The 16,579-nt window shown below is 55.5% G+C and carries 14 protein-coding genes; 6 read left to right on the forward strand and 8 right to left on the reverse strand.

From position 1 onward, the window contains the following. From NP590_RS06830 to NP590_RS06840, 3 genes are all read right to left on the reverse strand, one after another. Positions 1–1,539, reverse strand: coding sequence for a nickel-dependent hydrogenase large subunit (locus NP590_RS06830; protein ID WP_256601555.1), 1,539 nt, complete (start codon positions 1,537–1,539; stop codon positions 1–3). Between the two features lie 2 nt (positions 1,540–1,541). Beyond that, the gene (locus NP590_RS06835) at positions 1,542–2,483 is read right to left on the reverse strand and encodes an NADH-quinone oxidoreductase subunit B family protein (RefSeq protein WP_256601556.1); all 942 of its coding nucleotides are present in this window, start codon (positions 2,481–2,483) and stop codon (positions 1,542–1,544) included. Between the two features lie 301 nt (positions 2,484–2,784). Then, positions 2,785–3,486, reverse strand: a complete 702-nt coding sequence (locus NP590_RS06840; RefSeq protein WP_256601557.1) for a TPR end-of-group domain-containing protein — start codon at positions 3,484–3,486, stop codon at positions 2,785–2,787. Positions 3,487–3,575: 89 nt separating this feature from the next. Between NP590_RS06840 and NP590_RS06845 the strand changes: the two genes are divergently transcribed. After that, entirely contained in the window at positions 3,576–3,902 is a 327-nt protein-coding gene (locus tag NP590_RS06845) for a DUF2288 domain-containing protein (RefSeq protein WP_256601558.1), read from the forward strand. Here NP590_RS06845 and NP590_RS06850 read toward each other — a convergent pair. Then, complete coding sequence (locus NP590_RS06850; protein WP_256601559.1) at positions 3,892–4,536, reverse strand: HvfX family Cu-binding RiPP maturation protein; 645 nt, start codon at positions 4,534–4,536, stop codon at positions 3,892–3,894. The two genes, NP590_RS06845 and NP590_RS06850, sit on opposite strands and share 11 nt — an antisense overlap. Before the next feature lie 29 nt (positions 4,537–4,565). Between NP590_RS06850 and NP590_RS06855 the strand changes: the two genes are divergently transcribed. Continuing rightward, positions 4,566–4,913 (forward strand): cupin domain-containing protein, encoded by a 348-nt coding sequence (locus NP590_RS06855; protein ID WP_256601560.1) that lies wholly within the window; start codon positions 4,566–4,568, stop codon positions 4,911–4,913. A gap of 71 nt (positions 4,914–4,984) precedes the next feature. Here NP590_RS06855 and NP590_RS06860 read toward each other — a convergent pair whose 3' ends face one another. From NP590_RS06860 to NP590_RS06870, 3 genes are all read right to left on the reverse strand, one after another. Beyond that, positions 4,985–6,241, reverse strand: a complete 1,257-nt coding sequence (locus tag NP590_RS06860) for a sugar MFS transporter (protein WP_256601561.1) — start codon at positions 6,239–6,241, stop codon at positions 4,985–4,987. A gap of 14 nt (positions 6,242–6,255) precedes the next feature. Next, complete coding sequence (locus NP590_RS06865; RefSeq protein ID WP_256601562.1) at positions 6,256–8,448, reverse strand: glycoside hydrolase family 3 N-terminal domain-containing protein; 2,193 nt, start codon at positions 8,446–8,448, stop codon at positions 6,256–6,258. Positions 8,449–8,608: 160 nt separating this feature from the next. Then, positions 8,609–12,358 carry a bacteriohemerythrin gene (locus NP590_RS06870; protein ID WP_256601563.1) on the reverse strand — a complete coding sequence of 1,250 codons (3,750 nt, stop codon included), beginning with the start codon at positions 12,356–12,358 and terminating at the stop codon, positions 8,609–8,611. Between NP590_RS06870 and NP590_RS06875 the strand changes: the two genes are divergently transcribed. After that, the gene (locus NP590_RS06875) at positions 12,357–12,602 is read left to right on the forward strand and encodes a hypothetical protein (RefSeq protein ID WP_256601564.1); all 246 of its coding nucleotides are present in this window, start codon (positions 12,357–12,359) and stop codon (positions 12,600–12,602) included. The two genes, NP590_RS06870 and NP590_RS06875, sit on opposite strands and share 2 nt — an antisense overlap. Positions 12,603–12,790: 188 nt before the next feature. On the opposite strand, the gene NP590_RS06880 is transcribed toward NP590_RS06875, so the two are convergent. Continuing rightward, complete coding sequence (locus NP590_RS06880) at positions 12,791–12,988, reverse strand: hypothetical protein (RefSeq protein WP_256601565.1); 198 nt, start codon at positions 12,986–12,988, stop codon at positions 12,791–12,793. Positions 12,989–13,190: 202 nt separating this feature from the next. Between NP590_RS06880 and pap the strand changes: the two genes are divergently transcribed. From pap to NP590_RS06895, 3 genes are read left to right on the forward strand one after another with little or no spacing between them, the layout of a single operon-like run. Continuing rightward, positions 13,191–14,687, forward strand: coding sequence for a polyphosphate:AMP phosphotransferase (gene pap / locus NP590_RS06885; RefSeq protein WP_256601566.1), 1,497 nt, complete (start codon positions 13,191–13,193; stop codon positions 14,685–14,687). Then, positions 14,671–15,555, forward strand: a complete 885-nt coding sequence (locus NP590_RS06890; RefSeq protein WP_256601567.1) for a TRAP transporter TatT component family protein — start codon at positions 14,671–14,673, stop codon at positions 15,553–15,555. Before pap ends, NP590_RS06890 begins: the two co-directional genes overlap by 17 nt. A 16-nt stretch (positions 15,556–15,571) precedes the next feature. After that, complete coding sequence (locus NP590_RS06895) at positions 15,572–16,579, forward strand: TRAP transporter substrate-binding protein (protein ID WP_256601568.1); 1,008 nt, start codon at positions 15,572–15,574, stop codon at positions 16,577–16,579.

A 16,579-nucleotide genomic window follows, 5' to 3' on the forward strand; every position in this document is an offset into this window, starting at 1 on the left:
TCAAGGCCATAACGTGACGCGTTTTCCCGTGTCCAGAATGTGTACGGTACAAACCAGACAGGGATCGTGGGAGCGAATGATGTGGCCGATTTCCAGCGGATCGTCCGGGTCGTCGACCCGCATGCCGATCAAACTGCTTTCCCAATGACCATGCCGGCCCGCGCTGTCCTTGGGCGAGGCGTTCCAGGCAGTCGGAGTGACGACTTGATAACGACTGATGGCGCCGTCGGAAATTTGCAGCCAATGGCCCAAGCCGCCGCGCGCGGCGGTGACCAGTCCAAATCCCTCGCCGTCGGGAATGTCCCCATCGGCGGGAGCCAGCATATGCGGCTCGTCCAGGTTAGCGGCCAACTCGAGCAGGGTTTCCCGCATGCCGCGCAGCAACTTGGCCGTGCGGCGCAAGCGGGCGAATTGACGCAACCAGGCGTTGCCGCCCTCGGCCCGGTATAGCGAGACTATCAGCGCATCGCCGTCTATCAACGCATCGGCCAGCGGCCCGGTTTGCACCACTTTATCCTGGTAACGCGGTGCTTTGCACCATGTGTAACGGTCGGAATGCGGCTGGTAATCCGGCACGGTTTCGCCCTGAAACGGGTGCCGGCCGCCGGGGTATTGTTGAAACCAGGCATGACGCACATGCTCCGTGATTCCGGCTTGATCGAAAGGCTCGATATCGCCGGTTTCACCGTTCAAAAAACCGGCCTTGAACAAGCGCTTGTTGTGCGGCGGGAAGGTATCCGCATCTAGCGGATCGTCGTAAGCACCGTAACTAAGCATATGCGGCGTACCGAAACCCAGCCGATGCAGGCCGACTTCACGGCTGATCAGGGTAAACAGACCGATGGCGCTATCGGCGTGAGCGGCCTTCTCGCTCAACCAGGCAAAAAATTGTTCGGCGCTCTGTAAATCCAGCCAGGCATCCAGGTCGGCACCGGTGACGCTTTGTTCGAACCAGCGGGTCAGCCGGTTGAGGATGGACAGGCTGTCGAGGATATGGCGGCTGTTGGCCGAAGTGGTAACACCGCCCGGCAGCATATAAGACGAATGCGGCCATTGGCCGCCGAACAGCGCGACGATCTCGACGATATGCCGGGAGTTTTCCAATGCTCCCCTATGCACCGAGCCCTTAAACGGCTGAAACGCGGCCAGGGCTTTTGGGTAAAACGACCGATTTTGGTACTTTGGGTGACAAAAGTCGGCGGTGAAAAACAGGAACGACTGGCGCAAATCGCTCTGCACCGTTTCGGCCATCAGGCACAGGTTACGGATGCGCACGGCATTGGGCGGCACCGGAATGCGGCCGACCTGTTCCAAGGCCAGCACGGCGGCATTTAACTGCGCGGTACCGCAAATCCCGCAAATCCGTGGTGTAATCACCAGCGAATCGGTAGGCTTGCGGCCCAGCATGATTTGTTCGAAACCGCGATACAGCGTGCCTATGCAGCGGGCGTCGACCACCACGTTGTCTTCCAGGTCAAGCTGGAAATCCAGATCGCCCTCTACCCGGTTCATTTCAATTTGGATGGTTCTGCGGCTCATGCTCAGGGATCCATGGTCTTGTTCAACACCCGCTCCGGCGCGGCTTCGTGCGCCAGACTTTTGTAAGCCATATAATTGGCGCGCTCCACTCCCAAGGGCAGGCTGACCGGAATGGGACCAATTTTTTCGGTGCGGAACAAATCCTGATCGGACGGAAAATCCGCCGAGGTACAGCCGAAGCAAGGCACTCCGGCGCGGGTTTTACTGCCGCGACCGTTCCACAGCTCGGTATTGCAAATCGCCATGGTTACCGGCCCCTTGCAACCCAGATTGAAGAACATGCAGCCCTTGCCGCCGAATTCGCTGTCTTCCACATCGTATTCATGATACTCGTTGCGGGTACAGCCCTGGTGCACCATGGTATTGAAAAAAGCCCTGGGCCGGTTGAGATGATCCAGTTCCAACGGCAAGCCGGAAGCCAGCATGGCCAGGGTTTTGCTCATTGCATTCGGATGAGCCGGGCAACCCGAAACATTGACCACCGGCCGGCCGGCGCGGGAACGCCAGTCGATTGACAACAAACCGCCGGGATTCTGCTTATCGAACTGCAAGCCGAGACAATCGGTGGGATTGGGCGGGGCCGCGTGCACGCCGCCGTATGCGGCGCAGGTACCCATCGCCACCAGATAAGCGGCTTTGTCCGCCAGTTGCAGGATCAGACTCATTTTGGAGCGCCCGCGGTACGGATCGTACATGCCGGAGCCATTGGGCCCGGTCATGATGCTACCTTCCACGCACAAAATATCCAGGACCAGCCTGTCCTCGAGAATCGCATCCAGCACGGCGTCCAGATGCTTTTTAGGTTCGGCGGACAGCGAGGGCTGCCACAGAAATTCAATCCCGTAACTATCCACCAACTCTTCCACGGAAGGACTGTCCGCGCACAAAATCGACATGGTGTCGCCGCCGCAAGAACCGGTTTGTAGCCAAAGTAACGTAGTCATAAATGCCTCCGCCGCGCGTTGCGTTTTAATGCCCGCCGATTATCGAATCCAACCCCATGCGGCGGAAGCGGTCAATCCGTCAAAGTCCACGATAGGGCGCGGAACATGGAATTATAAAACATAAAATCCGGCCACCGCGGACGCTTACCCGACCACTTCAATCGCTATGGCCGATTTTCGACACGGCGTTCGGAATATGATTCCGCGGTACAGCCGCTTGCGTCCATCGCCGGGCCGATTGGGACAAAAAAACCCGCTCAGCCCCGAGACTGGCGGGTTCTTGCCCGATGGGAAAAACCCGTCAGGAGTAGTAATCGAAATCTTCGGTTTTTTTCAGCTTGAACGAAGGTTCCGCGTTGATTTCCGCATCGACCAGTTTTTCCCGCACCGGCTCCGGCCGGGCTTTCAAGGCTTCGATAAATTCGACAAACCAGGCCGTCTGTTTGACATTATCCATGTCTTCGTCCTGCAGAATGTTGACGGGATCCGGCAAGCTGCCTGAATCCCTGGCTTGCTGCAAGTACCGCAGACAAGCCTCTTCGTCGCCGCGCAACGCGCGGATACAGGCCAGATTATAAGCCGCGCTGCCATTTTGAATCCGGCAGGCCTTTTCGAAAAAATCTTCCGCCAAGCCGTACAAACCGGCTTTGCCGTCATCCTGACTGATACGGGCCAACTCCATGAACGCCACCCCGCCGTCAATGGCGGCGCCCAGATAATTCGGCGCCGTCAGCAGACAAAAGGAAAACTTGGAGATGGCATCTTCATAAATCTCGATGGCTTCCGCCACCGGCCGGCTTCTGGCTTCGTGCAACAAGGCAAACCCCCAGTTGTACAGTGCTTCCGAAAACAACAAGTTATCGGCAATCACACTGGCAAAACCTTGATAGGCACTTTTATAAAGCTGTTCGGCCCTGCCGGCCTCGCTTTTACGGGCTTGCGCCACCTGTTTGATGGCGGCATCCAGAGTGGAACGCTTTTTAAGGGAACTCAAAAGTGACATGACTGACTCCTTATTGGTCGGTTTTGCGGCAAGTTGCGCTAAAATAGCCGCAAAGTCTACAACATCACCGCCGATTACCGGAACATTAAATGACAAACACCATGGGCTACATGGAAAAATTAAAACTAAACCAGGAAACCTCGCTGATCTGCTGGCTGGAATTACAGCGTTTTTTTGCCGCCGGCCTGGCAATAAGCATCGAGGACGAACTGGACTTGGTGGAAGTGGCCTATCAATTCTCCGTGGACAACAAACATCAGGTGGGGGAATGGCTGAAAACCAAGCGCATCGGCCCTGTCACCGACCGCCAAGCGGAAGACTGGTTCAACCGGCAAGCCGAGGTTTGGGCGGTCGTGGTCAAACCCTGGATCCTGGTACAGAACAGCACCGCCCGCCCCGGCCAAATCAGTCCCTGAAATAACGCCGCTCCAACCAATAATCGACACTGACAAAGCGGCCGCCACCCATGAAAAACAGTACCAGCAACATGATGAAATAGGTAGCGGCAAACTCTATGCCGTTGTTTAGGATAACCAAGTTGCCGTTTTCGGTCAGCCATTGATAATCCCCCTGAGACTGCAAAATTTCCTTGGCCTGCTGCAGGCGCTCCATGGCCCCCACCGTGCGGTCGCTGGCGAAAAATCCGCTGCCGGCGGCAATGGCCAGCCAGCCGTTGCTCCAATGCGTGGTAATCGCGGCAAACAGCATGATCACCATCAACGGCAGCGCTATCAAGCGGGTCGCCAGCCCCAGCAACAGCAGCAAGGCTCCCAGCGTCTCGAACAGCGCCACCAGAAACACCAGCAAATAAGGCGCCGGCAAGCCCAAACCCCATTCGGCGTTACCGAACCAGTCGGCGGTTTCGGAAAAATTAGTGAATTTCTTCGTGCCGGCCATCCAGAACACCGGCACCAAATATAAACGCAACAACAGCGGCGCCGTAAAATCCAGAAACCTGGCCTTGTCGAATGCTCGTCTCAACATGGCCAGCGTATCCGGCGCTTTTTCTAGCGCCAGCGCCATAAATTCGGAAAAAGTTTTATTATTCATGCCCAGTCCTCGTGTAACCCTATTAAGATATGAATATCCGCCCTAGCTCCCTGTTTGCCGATATTCCCCGACAACTTCCGGCGGAATTATGCCAAACGTTGTTTGAGAATCCCACCGTTCGCATCGAACGCATAGTATCAAGAGGCCACTATAGCGCGGAAAACGCCTGGTACGATCAAGCGCAAACCGAATGGGTGATCTTGTTGCAAGGCCAGGCCAGAATCGGTTTTGCCGACGCCGAGTCGGTGGAGTTGAATCCCGGCGATTATTTGCTGCTGCCGGCGCATTGCCGGCATCGGGTCGAATGGACCGCCACCGACCAGCCGAGCATCTGGCTGGCGGTGCATGTCGGAGAAACCGACTCGCCGGCAGCCTGACGCTTCCGACGAAAACCGCTTGCCCGCCCGCCGATGTTGGCGCCAAAGGCCAGCATGCCGGGAAAGTACGATCAGCCCACCGCAACCGGCATCCGCATGCGCCAGCCATAATAAGCGATGTACAGATAGCACAGCACGGGCACGCCCAATGCCGGCTGAATCCCCCAATTGTCGGCCAGCCAGCCCTGCAACAGCGGCACGATGGCGCCGCCGACGATGGCCGCGCATAAAATGCCGGAACCCTGCCCGCTATGCCGGCCCAAGCCGGTCAATGCCAAGGCAAAAATGGTCGGAAACATGATGGAGTTGCATAAACCCACCGACAGCAGACTCCACATCGCCAACTCGCCGCTGCCCACGGCGGCGGCCGTTACCAACAAACAGGCCGCCAGCGCATTAAACGCCAACAGCGAAGCGGGCCGCAACACCCGCATCGCCGCCGCGCCGACAAAGCGCCCGACCATGGCCCCGCCCCAGTAAAACGACACATACTTGCCGGCGTCTTGTTCGGCCAAGCCGGCTATTTCGGGCCGGCCCAAAAAACTGACCATAAAACTGCCTATCGCCACTTCGCCGCCGACGTAGACAAAAATCGCCAGCGCGCCCAAAACCAGGTGCGGATACCGCCAGGCACTGCCTTGCCCTGCTTCGCGAGTCCGGGCGGGTTCCATGTCGATCTTGGGCAATTTCAACAGGGCAAACACCGCAGCCAGACCGAACAACACCGCCGCCAAAAACAAATACGGATTTTGTACCGCCGCCGCTTGGCTGGCCTGATAGATCGACAATTGTTCGGCATCCAACCGGCCGATTTCGTCCGCGCTTTTCACCGTCGCCGACAAAATCAACAAAGCGCCGAAATACGGCGCCAACGTGGTGCCCAAGGAGTTAAAGGCCTGGGTCAAAGTCAATCGGCTGGATGCGGTTTCCGCCGGTCCCAGCACCGTCACATAAGGATTGGCCGCCACCTGCAACAAGGTAATGCCGGCAGCCAACACGAAAAACGCCGTCAAAAACAAGGGATAGGCCCGCAGGCCGGCCGCCGGATAAAACAACAGACAACCCAAGCCGGCAACCGACAGCCCGGCAATGATGCCGCCCTTGTAACCGATTTTTTCCACCAGCCAGCCGCTGGGCACGGACACCACGAAATAGGCCATGAAAAAGCAAAACTGGATCAACATGGCCTGAAAGTAATTCAGCGTGAACAGCGCCTTTAAATGCGGAATCAAAATGTCGTTCAGACAGGTGATGAACCCCCAGATGAAGAACAAAGTCGTCAAGACCGTCAAAGCCCCGTTATACGCTTGAGCCTGTTGTCCCTTCATTGCGGCGACCCGGCTTAGTTTGCGACGACGTTGAAACGGGCCGTTTCGGCGCCGACCATGACATCAAATTCGCCCGGCTCGACGATGCGCCGCTTGTCCACGCCGATGAACGACATATCCTCCGGCGTCAGCGTGAAACTCAGGGTCTGCTGCTCACCGGGTTGCAACTCGACTTTTTTAAAGGCCTTCAATTGCTTGACCGGCCGGGTAACCGAGCCGACCAAATCATGCAAATACACCAGCACGGCTTCCTTGCCGGCAAGCTTGCCGGTATTTTTGACCTTGACACTGACCTCGACCGAATCGCCCAAGGCAATGCTGTTGTTATTCAGCGTTAAACCGCTAGTTTCGAATTGGGTATAACTCAAACCATGGCCGAACGGATACAGCGGCCGGTATTGATTGGCTTCAAAGGCTTCCATGGGTTTATGGTCGTAAGGCGTCACATCGTTGGCGGCGCGCGGATAGCTCAACGGCAATCTGCCGCTGGGATTGACGTTGCCGAACAGGATGTCCGCCATGGCCGCCCCGCCTTCCATGCCGGGCAAAAAACCCAGCAGCACGGCCTGGGCCTGTTCGGCGATTTCGGTGATGATGCGCGGCCGGCCGCCGAAGGTCACCAGAATCACCGGTTTGCCCGCCGCGAAAATCGCCCGCGCCAATTGCAATTGCACGGCCGGCAACTCCAGGCTGTCGATATTGCCGACGGTTTCGGTATAGGTATTTTCGCCCAAGGCCAGAATTACCACATCGTGCTGGCGGGCCTGGGCCACGGCCTGTTCGATATTGATTTCCTCGCTGTAGCGCTGGCCGCCCACGTAAGTGACCTTGCCGGCGGATTTCTGCTGTAAAGCCTTCAATAAGGTCAATTTATCTTGCGGGTACCATTGCTCGGCGTCTCCCTGCCAGGTGATGGTCCAGCCGCCGTTCATGACGCTGAGCAAATTGGCGGTGGGGCCTGTCAGCAAAATGCGGGTTTGTTTGCTCAACGGCAAAATGCCGTTGGCGTTTTTGGCCAGTACGATGGCTTCTTCGGCTGCCTGACGATTGACGGCTTGCCCATCGGCAGTCGCAAAATTGCCGGCGACCGGTATAGACGGCTCGCGGCGCTCGAACAATCCGCTTTGCAGTTTGACCCGTAAAATGCGCCCGACTGCTTCGTCGATGCGGCTCTGCGGCACCTCGCCGGTTTTGGCCAAGTCCAGCAGCAAATCGTAAAACGAATAATCGAACGGCACCATGCTCATGTCCACGCCGGCCAGCACGGCGATTTTGACCGCCTCGCGCGGCGATGCAGCCAGTTTGTCGCGGGTATGCAAGCGAATGATGTCTTCCCAATCCGACACGGTAAAACCGGTAAAGCCCATTTCGCCACGTAGAATTTCGGTCAGATAATGGTAGTTGGCGTGACCGGGCAGGCCATCCACTTCCGCCGAATTGATCATCACCGTCGGCGCCCCGGCCAGCACGCCGGCCTGAAACGGCGGCAGAAAATATTCGCGCAGGGCCCGCTCGCCTATCCAGGCCGGGGTACGGTCTTTGCCATTCAGCGGATAGCTGTAGCCGACGTAATGTTTCAAGCAGGTCGGCGCCTTGTCGGCGGCGGAAAAATCCTCGCCCTGATGGCCGCGAATATAGGCGCTGCCCATGGCCTCGGCCAGATGCACGTCTTCGCCGTAGGTTTCCCACAAACGCGGCCACAGGGGCTGGCGGCCTATGTCCATCACCGGCGCAAAATTCCAGTCCAGACCGGACGCCTTGACGGCCCGCGCGGTGATTGCGCCGGCTTTTTCCGACAGTTCGGTATTAAAGGTGGCGGCCATGCCGATGGCCTGCGGAAACAATGTCGCGCCCTGGGTATAGGTGGCGCCGTGTATGGCATCGATGCCGTAAATTACCGGGATTTTCAGGCGGGTCTTGGCGGCGGTTTCGCGGATGACTTGTGTCATATTGCGCCATTTGGCTATCGGCTGGGCCTTGTTGTTCGGGGTGGTCGGCGTATTCAGAATCGAGCCGACATGATGATTGAACAAGGCGTCTTCCAGCTTGGCCCGGTCGATGGGGTTGTCGGCATCCTGACCGTTTTCCACCGACACCACGCTGAAATCGATTTGCGTCATCTGCCCGACTTTTTCTTCCAGGGTCATTTGCCCCAACAAGTCTCTAACTTGGTTTTCGATGACATCGTTTGCTTGTTGCGCGGCCACGGCAGACTCCAATCCAGCGGTTAAAAATAAGGTAAATAAAAGGGCTTTGCTGTTCAAATTGTTTATGAGGGCGAATAAAATGAAAGCTCGGTTTAACAAACCGCGACGGGAATGCAGCGCATTATAAAGGCAGTTCAAATAGCCGCCAGGGGCCGGCGGATTATTTTAGCAGGGCTTCAAATTCCGCCAATGGCAAGGGCTGGCCGAACAAATAGCCCTGATAATGCGCGCAACCATTATCCAACAGAAATTGCCGTTGCTGCTCCGTCTCCACGCCTTCGGCGATAACATCCAGATTCAGACTTTTCGCCATCGCGATAATGGTGCGCACAATGGCTTGATCGCCGGAATCGAAAGCGATATCCCGCACGAAAGACTGATCGATTTTTAGCTGGCTTAGCGGTAATTTTTTCAGGTATTGCAGCGAAGAATAGCCGGTACCGAAATCGTCCAGGGAAAACCGCACGCCAATTGCACCCAAGGCGCTCATGATGGCGATGGCATTGTCGATTTTTTCAATCAAAATGTTTTCGGTCAGTTCAAGTTTGAGCGAATTGGGGGCAATCGCATGTTGCCGAATCACCTCTTCGACCTGCATGACGAAATCGACCTGGAAAAATTGTTTGGGACTGACGTTGATCGATACAAGCAAACCGCTCGCGCTGGGCGATTGTTGCCATGCTTTGATTTGGGCGCAGGCCTGCTCCAATACCCAGCGATCGATTTCCAAAATCATGCCGTTGTCTTCCGCCAGCGGGATAAACTCGGCCGGCGGCACCGCTCCTCGCGCCGGATGAAACCAACGAATCAGTGCTTCCGCTCCCACCACGCGTTTGTCGGCATCCACCTGTGGCTGATAATAAAGCTGGAATTGTTGTTGGCTCAGTGCCTTGCGCATTTCGTTTTCCATCGCCGCCTTCGCAATCACCTTGTTCTGCATTTGCGGGTCAAAAAAACACAGGGCGTTGCGGCCCGATGTTTTGGCTTGATACATGGCGATATCGGCCTGCTTCAGCATTTCATCGGCCTGCTCGACGCCATGAAACAAGGCCGCGCCGATGCTGGGGGTGCTGATATAGTCGTGCTTGTCGAGTTTAAACGGCTGGTTGATGGCGTTGAGAATTTTACGGCCCACGCTTCTGGCCTGTCTGGCGGCCACATAGGTATCCTGATGCAGACCCTCCAGCATCACCACGAATTCATCGCCCCCCAGGCGGGCCACCGTGTCGTTTTCGCGCACACAGGACAACAAGCGCCGCGCCACCTGCCGCAGCAACAAATCGCCCATGTCGTGTCCCAGGGTATCGTTGAGGGTTTTGAAATTATCCAGATCGATAAACAACAGGGCCCCCTTGGCGCCGCTGCGATGGCTTTTGGCCAGGGCGGGCTTGAGGCGTTCCTGCAACAAACGCCGATTGGGCAAGCCCGTCAAGGGATCGTAGAACGCCAGACGTTCGATTTCCTCGGCGGCGGATTTCCTCAGCGTGATATCGGTCAGCGTACCCACATAATGCGTCACCCGCCCGCTCTGATCCTTGACCGCTTTGATGGTCAAATACTCGGGATAAATCTCGCCGTTCTTGCGCTGGTTCCAGATTTCCCCTTCCCATGCCCCTTGCTGCTCGATACACTGCCACATCGCCGCGTAAAAATCGCTGTCCTGCCGCGCAGAGTGCAATATATTGGGATTTTTACCGATTACCTCTTCGGCCGCATAGCCTGTGATGTCCGTGAAGGCCTTGTTGACCCGCAAAATGATATTATCGGCGTCGGTCACCATCATGCCTTCCTGGGACTCAAACACGGTGGCGGCAATCCGCAATTGGTGCTCCGCTTGCTTGCGGGCCGTGATATCGCGGGTTACCGCCAGATGTACCACCTCGCCGTTCGCCAAGGTCATCGGCACGCCGTTGGTCTCCAGCCAGCGCCGGCCACCCTTCAGTCCTATCACTTCATATTCCAGCCGCATGTTTTCGCCGCCTATGATGCGGCGATGCAATTCGGCAAAGTCCTTTTGATACGGGGGAGCAATCACGCCGAATACCGGCTGGCCGACCACTTGTGCCTCGCTATCGGCCTCCAGCATGGCCAGTCCGGCCGGATTCATTTGCAGGACCTTGCCTTTCGCGTCAACGATTTTGATACATTCCGGCTCGTTTTTGATGATTGCGCGCAGATGCAGTTCGCTCTCGATCAGCTTGGCTTCAATCTGTTTGCGCTCGGTAATGTCGCGAGCGGCGGCAAACACCCCCAACACCTTGCCCTGCCTGTCCCGATAAACGTTGGCATTGTAAAGTACCTCGGTAATCCGCCCGGAGATATGCCGAATCGCCAAGGGGTAGTCTTTTACAAAACCCTCGGTAAATACCTGTCTATAGCCCAAGCGCGCCTTGTCCGGTTCGGTAAAATAGGTGGCGAAATCGCTGCCGATCAGTTGTTCTCTGGCCAGCCCGGTAACCTGTTCCGTAGCCGTATTCACGTCGGTGATTTTACCTTCGGCGCTGATGGTGACCAGAGGATCCAGACTGGCCTCGATCAGGCTACGCGCATATTCGGCCGCTTGCCGCGCGGCATCCTCCGCCTGCTTGCGTTCGCTGATATCGATGAAGGTGGCTATCGCGCCGGTCAAAACGCCGCCGGTGACAATGGGCTGAGACCAGTACTCCACCGCTATCGGGCTACCGTCCTTGCGCCAAAACACTTCATCGGTAACATGAATGTCGGCTTGCTGGCGATACGCTCGATACATGCGACAGGCTTCCGCGGGGTAGCGACTGCCGTCCGGGTAAGAATGATGAATCAGTTCGTGAATATGCCTGCCGATCAGTTCATCGGCGCTGTCATAGCCCAAAATACGCAGAAAAGACCGGTTTACGAATCTGCAATTGCCTTCGACATCGACCCCGTAGACTCCTTCCGCCATGGAATTGAGCAAGGATTCGATTTGTAGATGGGAATCGCGTAGCGCTGTTTCGACCCGTTTTCGTTCGGTAATATCGTCTTTAACCGCCACATAATGAGTGACGGTACCATCCGCTTGGTGCACGGGAGAAATCAGCGCCTGTTCGGTATATTCGGAGCCGTCTTTTCGCCTGTTGATGAACTCGCCCTGCCAGGCCCGGCCCCGGGTCAACATATCCCACATGGAACGATAGGTTTCCGCCGGGGTTTTTCCCGATTTCAACAGACTGGGATTGCGTCCCAGGATTTCGGCGCGGCTGTAACCGTTTGCCTTTATGAAGGCTTCGTTGACGAACTCGATGTTGGCATCCAGATCCGTAATCACAATGGAACTGGGGCTTTGCTCCACCGCCAATAATAATTTTCCAAGAAATTCATAGTCCCGTTGATGCTCGGAAAGCTCCCGCATCAAGTGCAAGGTATTGGCGGACAAGCTGTCGTAGATGGACAGAATGATCTCGATCAAGGCATGGCGGGCATTGTTCATTTTTTCGCTAGCCTGCCGCTTGGCGGCCGCCAACGGTAAACCGGAGCGCATGGCCAGCACGATCAGGGACAAATATCTGTCGCTTTCCAGAATGTGTCCGGCCAACCAGCGAACCAAAAAAGAAAGCACCTCCCCGAGCAACTCATTTTGCGGCCTGGCGGCCTGCTCGTCCTTAAGCTTGAGCACCGCGACCACAAACTCCCGGTGAACCTTTATGTGCTCGAGCTCGAGCACGTCTTCGGGTAAATACCGCTTCCAAAGCGCTTCCTCGGTCTGAAAATGATAGGCGGCATAATCGGCAAGCTCGTCAAAAATGACGTTCATTGCCGGCAGATCGGCCTGGAGAGCGGCATGCCCGGCCAACAGATTCAGTAAATGAACCAACTTTTTATGTTGCTGATCGATTTCGGCCACGCCTGTATTGAAATTTTCGTTCCACGGAAAAATATCAATTGAATTCATGGCGACTTTTAGCGGGGGAATGAATTTACTAGCCTTGGGCAACGGCGGTATGGGTTGGATGAAGGACTTTCCGGTCGGAATACTGATATCGGTGTATCAATATCACAATTACCCGGCAATTAATACAAAACCGGTAAAAACCGCTGGTGGCGACGAGCGATACGTTATGACTTGCATGCCCGCGACGGCATTGTGCGGCCTGTTTGTCGCTAGTCAAAGCGGCGTAGCGGGATATTTGATTTGAATCGGCCGAGCCGGATTGTTTGAACTGGGAGCAGTTTGACCGATAGTCAAAAGGCAATGCCGGATCGATCGCTGATCGGCATGGTGAAACCTAATGCCGCACCTGATGGACGGACGTAAAAAAGCCATCTCCCGCCGCGGCAAGAGATGGCTAAACTGACTAAGAATTTATTATTATTTTAGCTTTTCTTATTCGGCTAATTTCAGTACATCGTTGTTGAAGTCTTTGTGTTTCGCCAACACTTGAGCTTCGGCGGCGGCGGTGGTTTCGCCACTCATTTGTAAGTGTTTGGTTTCGTCTTTTTTCAGCAGGAATACGCCGATGACCGCGATCAGGGTTACCGCGATAACGACGGTCATGGTGTTGTCTTTTTCTTGTTCAGCCATTTTTAAATCCTCATTTGATTGTTGTAATAATAAAAACCCTTTTAAAGGGAGCAACTCGAGTTGCATGTCGAAGTTAGTATTGTTTTTGGTCGACGGGGCATTTTTTACACTTAATTTTGTTTTGTGTCAAAACATTATTTCAAAAGATGCCATAAACCTTTTTGTCCGGTAAAGTGATACCAAAAAACCAGGAGTTCGCATCGTGTTCGAAGTTGCCGAATTAGGCCATGCCGTGGAAAAAACCGTGTACAAGGAAAGGTCAGCTCAATTGCGCACGGAGCTGCTGACAATTCAAAACCGCCTTGGCAGCTACCCATTCCCGGTTATCGTGATTATTTCCGGCGTGGACGGCGGCGGCAAGGGCGAAGTCATCAATAAGCTCAATGAATGGCTGGATCCTCGCTACATGCGTACGATCGCACTGAGCAACGCCACGGACGAGGAAAGGGAACGGCCGAAATTTTGGCGTTATTGGCGCACATTACCGGCCAAGGGCACGATTGGCGTCTATGTCGGTTCCTGGTACAGCGACCCTATCGCGCAACGGGTGTACCAAAAGATCGACGACCCTGCCTTGCAAGCCGAGCTAACCCGGATAAACCAGCTGGAAGAACTGTTGACCGATGACGATGCCCTGATCATCAAATGCTGGCTGCATTTAAAAAAAGACATGCAGGTCAAGCGTTTGAAACAACTCGCTAAAAACCCCGCCACCAGTTGGCGGGTCACCGACAAGGACCGGCAACATCTGGGGCTTTACGATGAATTCATCGGCGTGGCGGAAAACGTTCTCAGCGAAACCAGCAAAGCCTGCGCCCCCTGGCTGATTGTGGAAGGCTCGGACATACGTTACAGCAGTCTGACGGTAGGCCAACATATCCTCGAACGCATTCGCCAGCACATCCAGCACTACGAAAACAGGCTGGCGGCGGCCGATCAGGCAGACGAGACCAGCAAGAGCCAGCTCGAACAATACAATTTGCTGGATGCCCTGGACCTGAGTCTGAAGCTGAATAAGACCTCTTACAAAAAGCAACTGGAAAAATATCAGGGCAAGCTCAACGAACTCAGCCGGCACGCGCTGGAGGCCAAACGCTCCAGCATCCTGGTCTTTGAAGGTTGGGACGCGGCCGGCAAGGGCGGCGCCATCCGGCGACTGACCGAAGCCATGGACGCCCGCCATTACCAAGTCATCCCAATCGCCGCTCCCACCGACGAAGAACGTGCCCACCATTATCTCTGGCGCTTTTGGCGGCATATTCCGCGCGCCGGCCAAGTCACCATTTACGACCGCAGCTGGTACGGCAGGGTCCTGGTCGAACGGGTGGAAGGACTGGCGAAACCCGCTCAATGGCAGCGGGCCTATTCGGAAATCGTAAATTTCGAGGAAGCCATGCTGGCCCATGGCATCGTTGTGATGAAGTTCTGGTTGCATATCGATCATGCCGAACAACTGGCCCGCTTCAAGCGCCGGGAAGAAATCAGCTACAAACAGTTCAAGATTACCGAAGAAGATTACCGCAACCGCGAAAAATGGGACGATTATCAAAAAGCGGTCAATGAAATGATTGCACGCACCAGCACCGGCAAATCGCCCTGGCTATTGGTGGAAGCCAACGATAAATTCCATGCCCGCATCAAAGTCATCAAAGCCTATTGTGAATGTCTGGAGAAAATGCTCGATGAGCCCAATAAGTAACGCTCGCCGCCTGAAACAAACCATCGCCCGTCCGCTATTGTTGCTGAGCCTGTTGTCCGGCCCGAGCGGCTGCGGTTATATGATCAGTTCGGCGACCGAGGATTTTTCCGAGCGTCTAAAACAAACCGTGTTGGCGCAAAACGACCCGCAAACCGTCACAGAGGCCTTGCCCGCCTATCTATTGATGCTGGAAGCCTCCGCCGCCGGCAATCGGGATGACGAAGGCCTGATGTTCGCCAATGCCAAACTGTACACGGCTTTTTTAAGCCTGCTGCCCGACGACACGCCGCGCAAGCCGAGGCTGAGCAGAAAAGCTCTGGACTTTGCCCTACGCGGCTTGTGCCTGCGCAAGCAAGACTGGTGCGATTTGCAGCAACGCCCCATTACCGACATGCCGGCCTTGCTGGCGCAAGCCGAACAATGCGATACCGACAGCCTGTACAGCGCCGCCGCCGCTTGGTCGACCTGGATTCAGGCCAACAAAAGCGATTGGAACGCCATCGCGCAACTGGCCCAAGTCAAACAAATCATGCAAAAAGTCATCGAGCTGGATGAAACCCATCAGCAAGGTAGCGCACATGTTTATCTGGCCGTACTCGAAAGCCTGATCCCGGAAACATTGGGCGGCCGGCCCGAACTGGCCAAGCAACATTTTCAACGAGCCCTGCAACTGGCACCGGACAACCTGATGATCAACGTGCTGTATGCCAAACATTACGCCCGCATGATTTTCGATCGCGAGTTGCACGACACGCTGTTAAAAACTACTCTTAGCAGCCAGGTTACGGCCCCGGGCCTGACCCTGATCAACACCTTGGCCCAACAACAAGCGCAACAACTGCTCGATAGCGCCAACGATTATTTTTAATGACTCACGTTTAACCATGAAACCAAACTTACTCAAATCGCTGGCTTTCGGCCTATTGTTATTTAGCGGCCAAGCCATGGCGGCGGTCACGCTGAAAATCGCCACGCTGTCGCCGGACGGCTCTTACTGGATGCAAAAAATGCGCGCCGGCGGCGCGGAACTGGAAAAACAAACCGAAGGCCGGGTAAGCCTGAAGTTTTATCCGGGCGGCGTGATGGGCGATGACGCCACCGTATTGCGTAAAATGCGGCTGCGCCAATTACAAGGCGCGGCCGTGACCAGCGGCGCCTTGAGCGGCATTTATCCCGACATTCAACTATACAATCTGGTTTTACTATTCCGGAACGCCCGGGAAGTCGACCACGTGCGGCAAAAAATGGATGCCGAACTGATGGAAGGCATGGAACAGCACGGCATGGTGGCCCTGGGATTCGCCGATGTGGGCTTTGCCTACATGATGTCCACCGTACCGATTCGGACCTTGGCCGACATGCGCAGTCAGAAAGCCTGGGCGCCGGATGACAATAAAATTGCCGTCAACGCCCTGCAGGCCTTCGACATTTCACCGATTCCCCTGCCGCTACGGGACGTGCTGATGGGTTTGCAAACCGGCATGATCAATGTCGTGGCCGGCTCGCCGGTGGGCGCGCTGGCCCTGCAGTGGCACAGCAAGATCAAGTACGTCACCGACTTGCCCATGTTGTATTTGTTTGGCGTGTTGGCCATCGATAAAGCGGCATTCGACGAGATTGCTCCCACCGATCAGGCTATCGTTCGCCGCATCATGGCGGGCGTCATCAAGGAAATAGACCAGCACAGCCGCGAGGATAACGAGCAGGCCATCGTCGCCCTGAAAAACCAAGGCATTCAATTTGTCGAACCCAGCCCGGAAGCCGCCGAGGAATTGAGACAAAAAATTGCCGCCACCAACAGCGAATTTGAAAAAACAGCCAGCCTGAGTCCCGAAAAAACGGCGAAACTGCACCGCCATCTGGACGATTTCAGAAGCCAAGAAAAGCCCTGA

The sequence above is a fragment of the Methylomonas subterranea genome, assembly GCF_024505185.1.
Taxonomy (GTDB): Bacteria; Pseudomonadota; Gammaproteobacteria; order Methylococcales; family Methylomonadaceae; genus Methylomonas; species Methylomonas subterranea.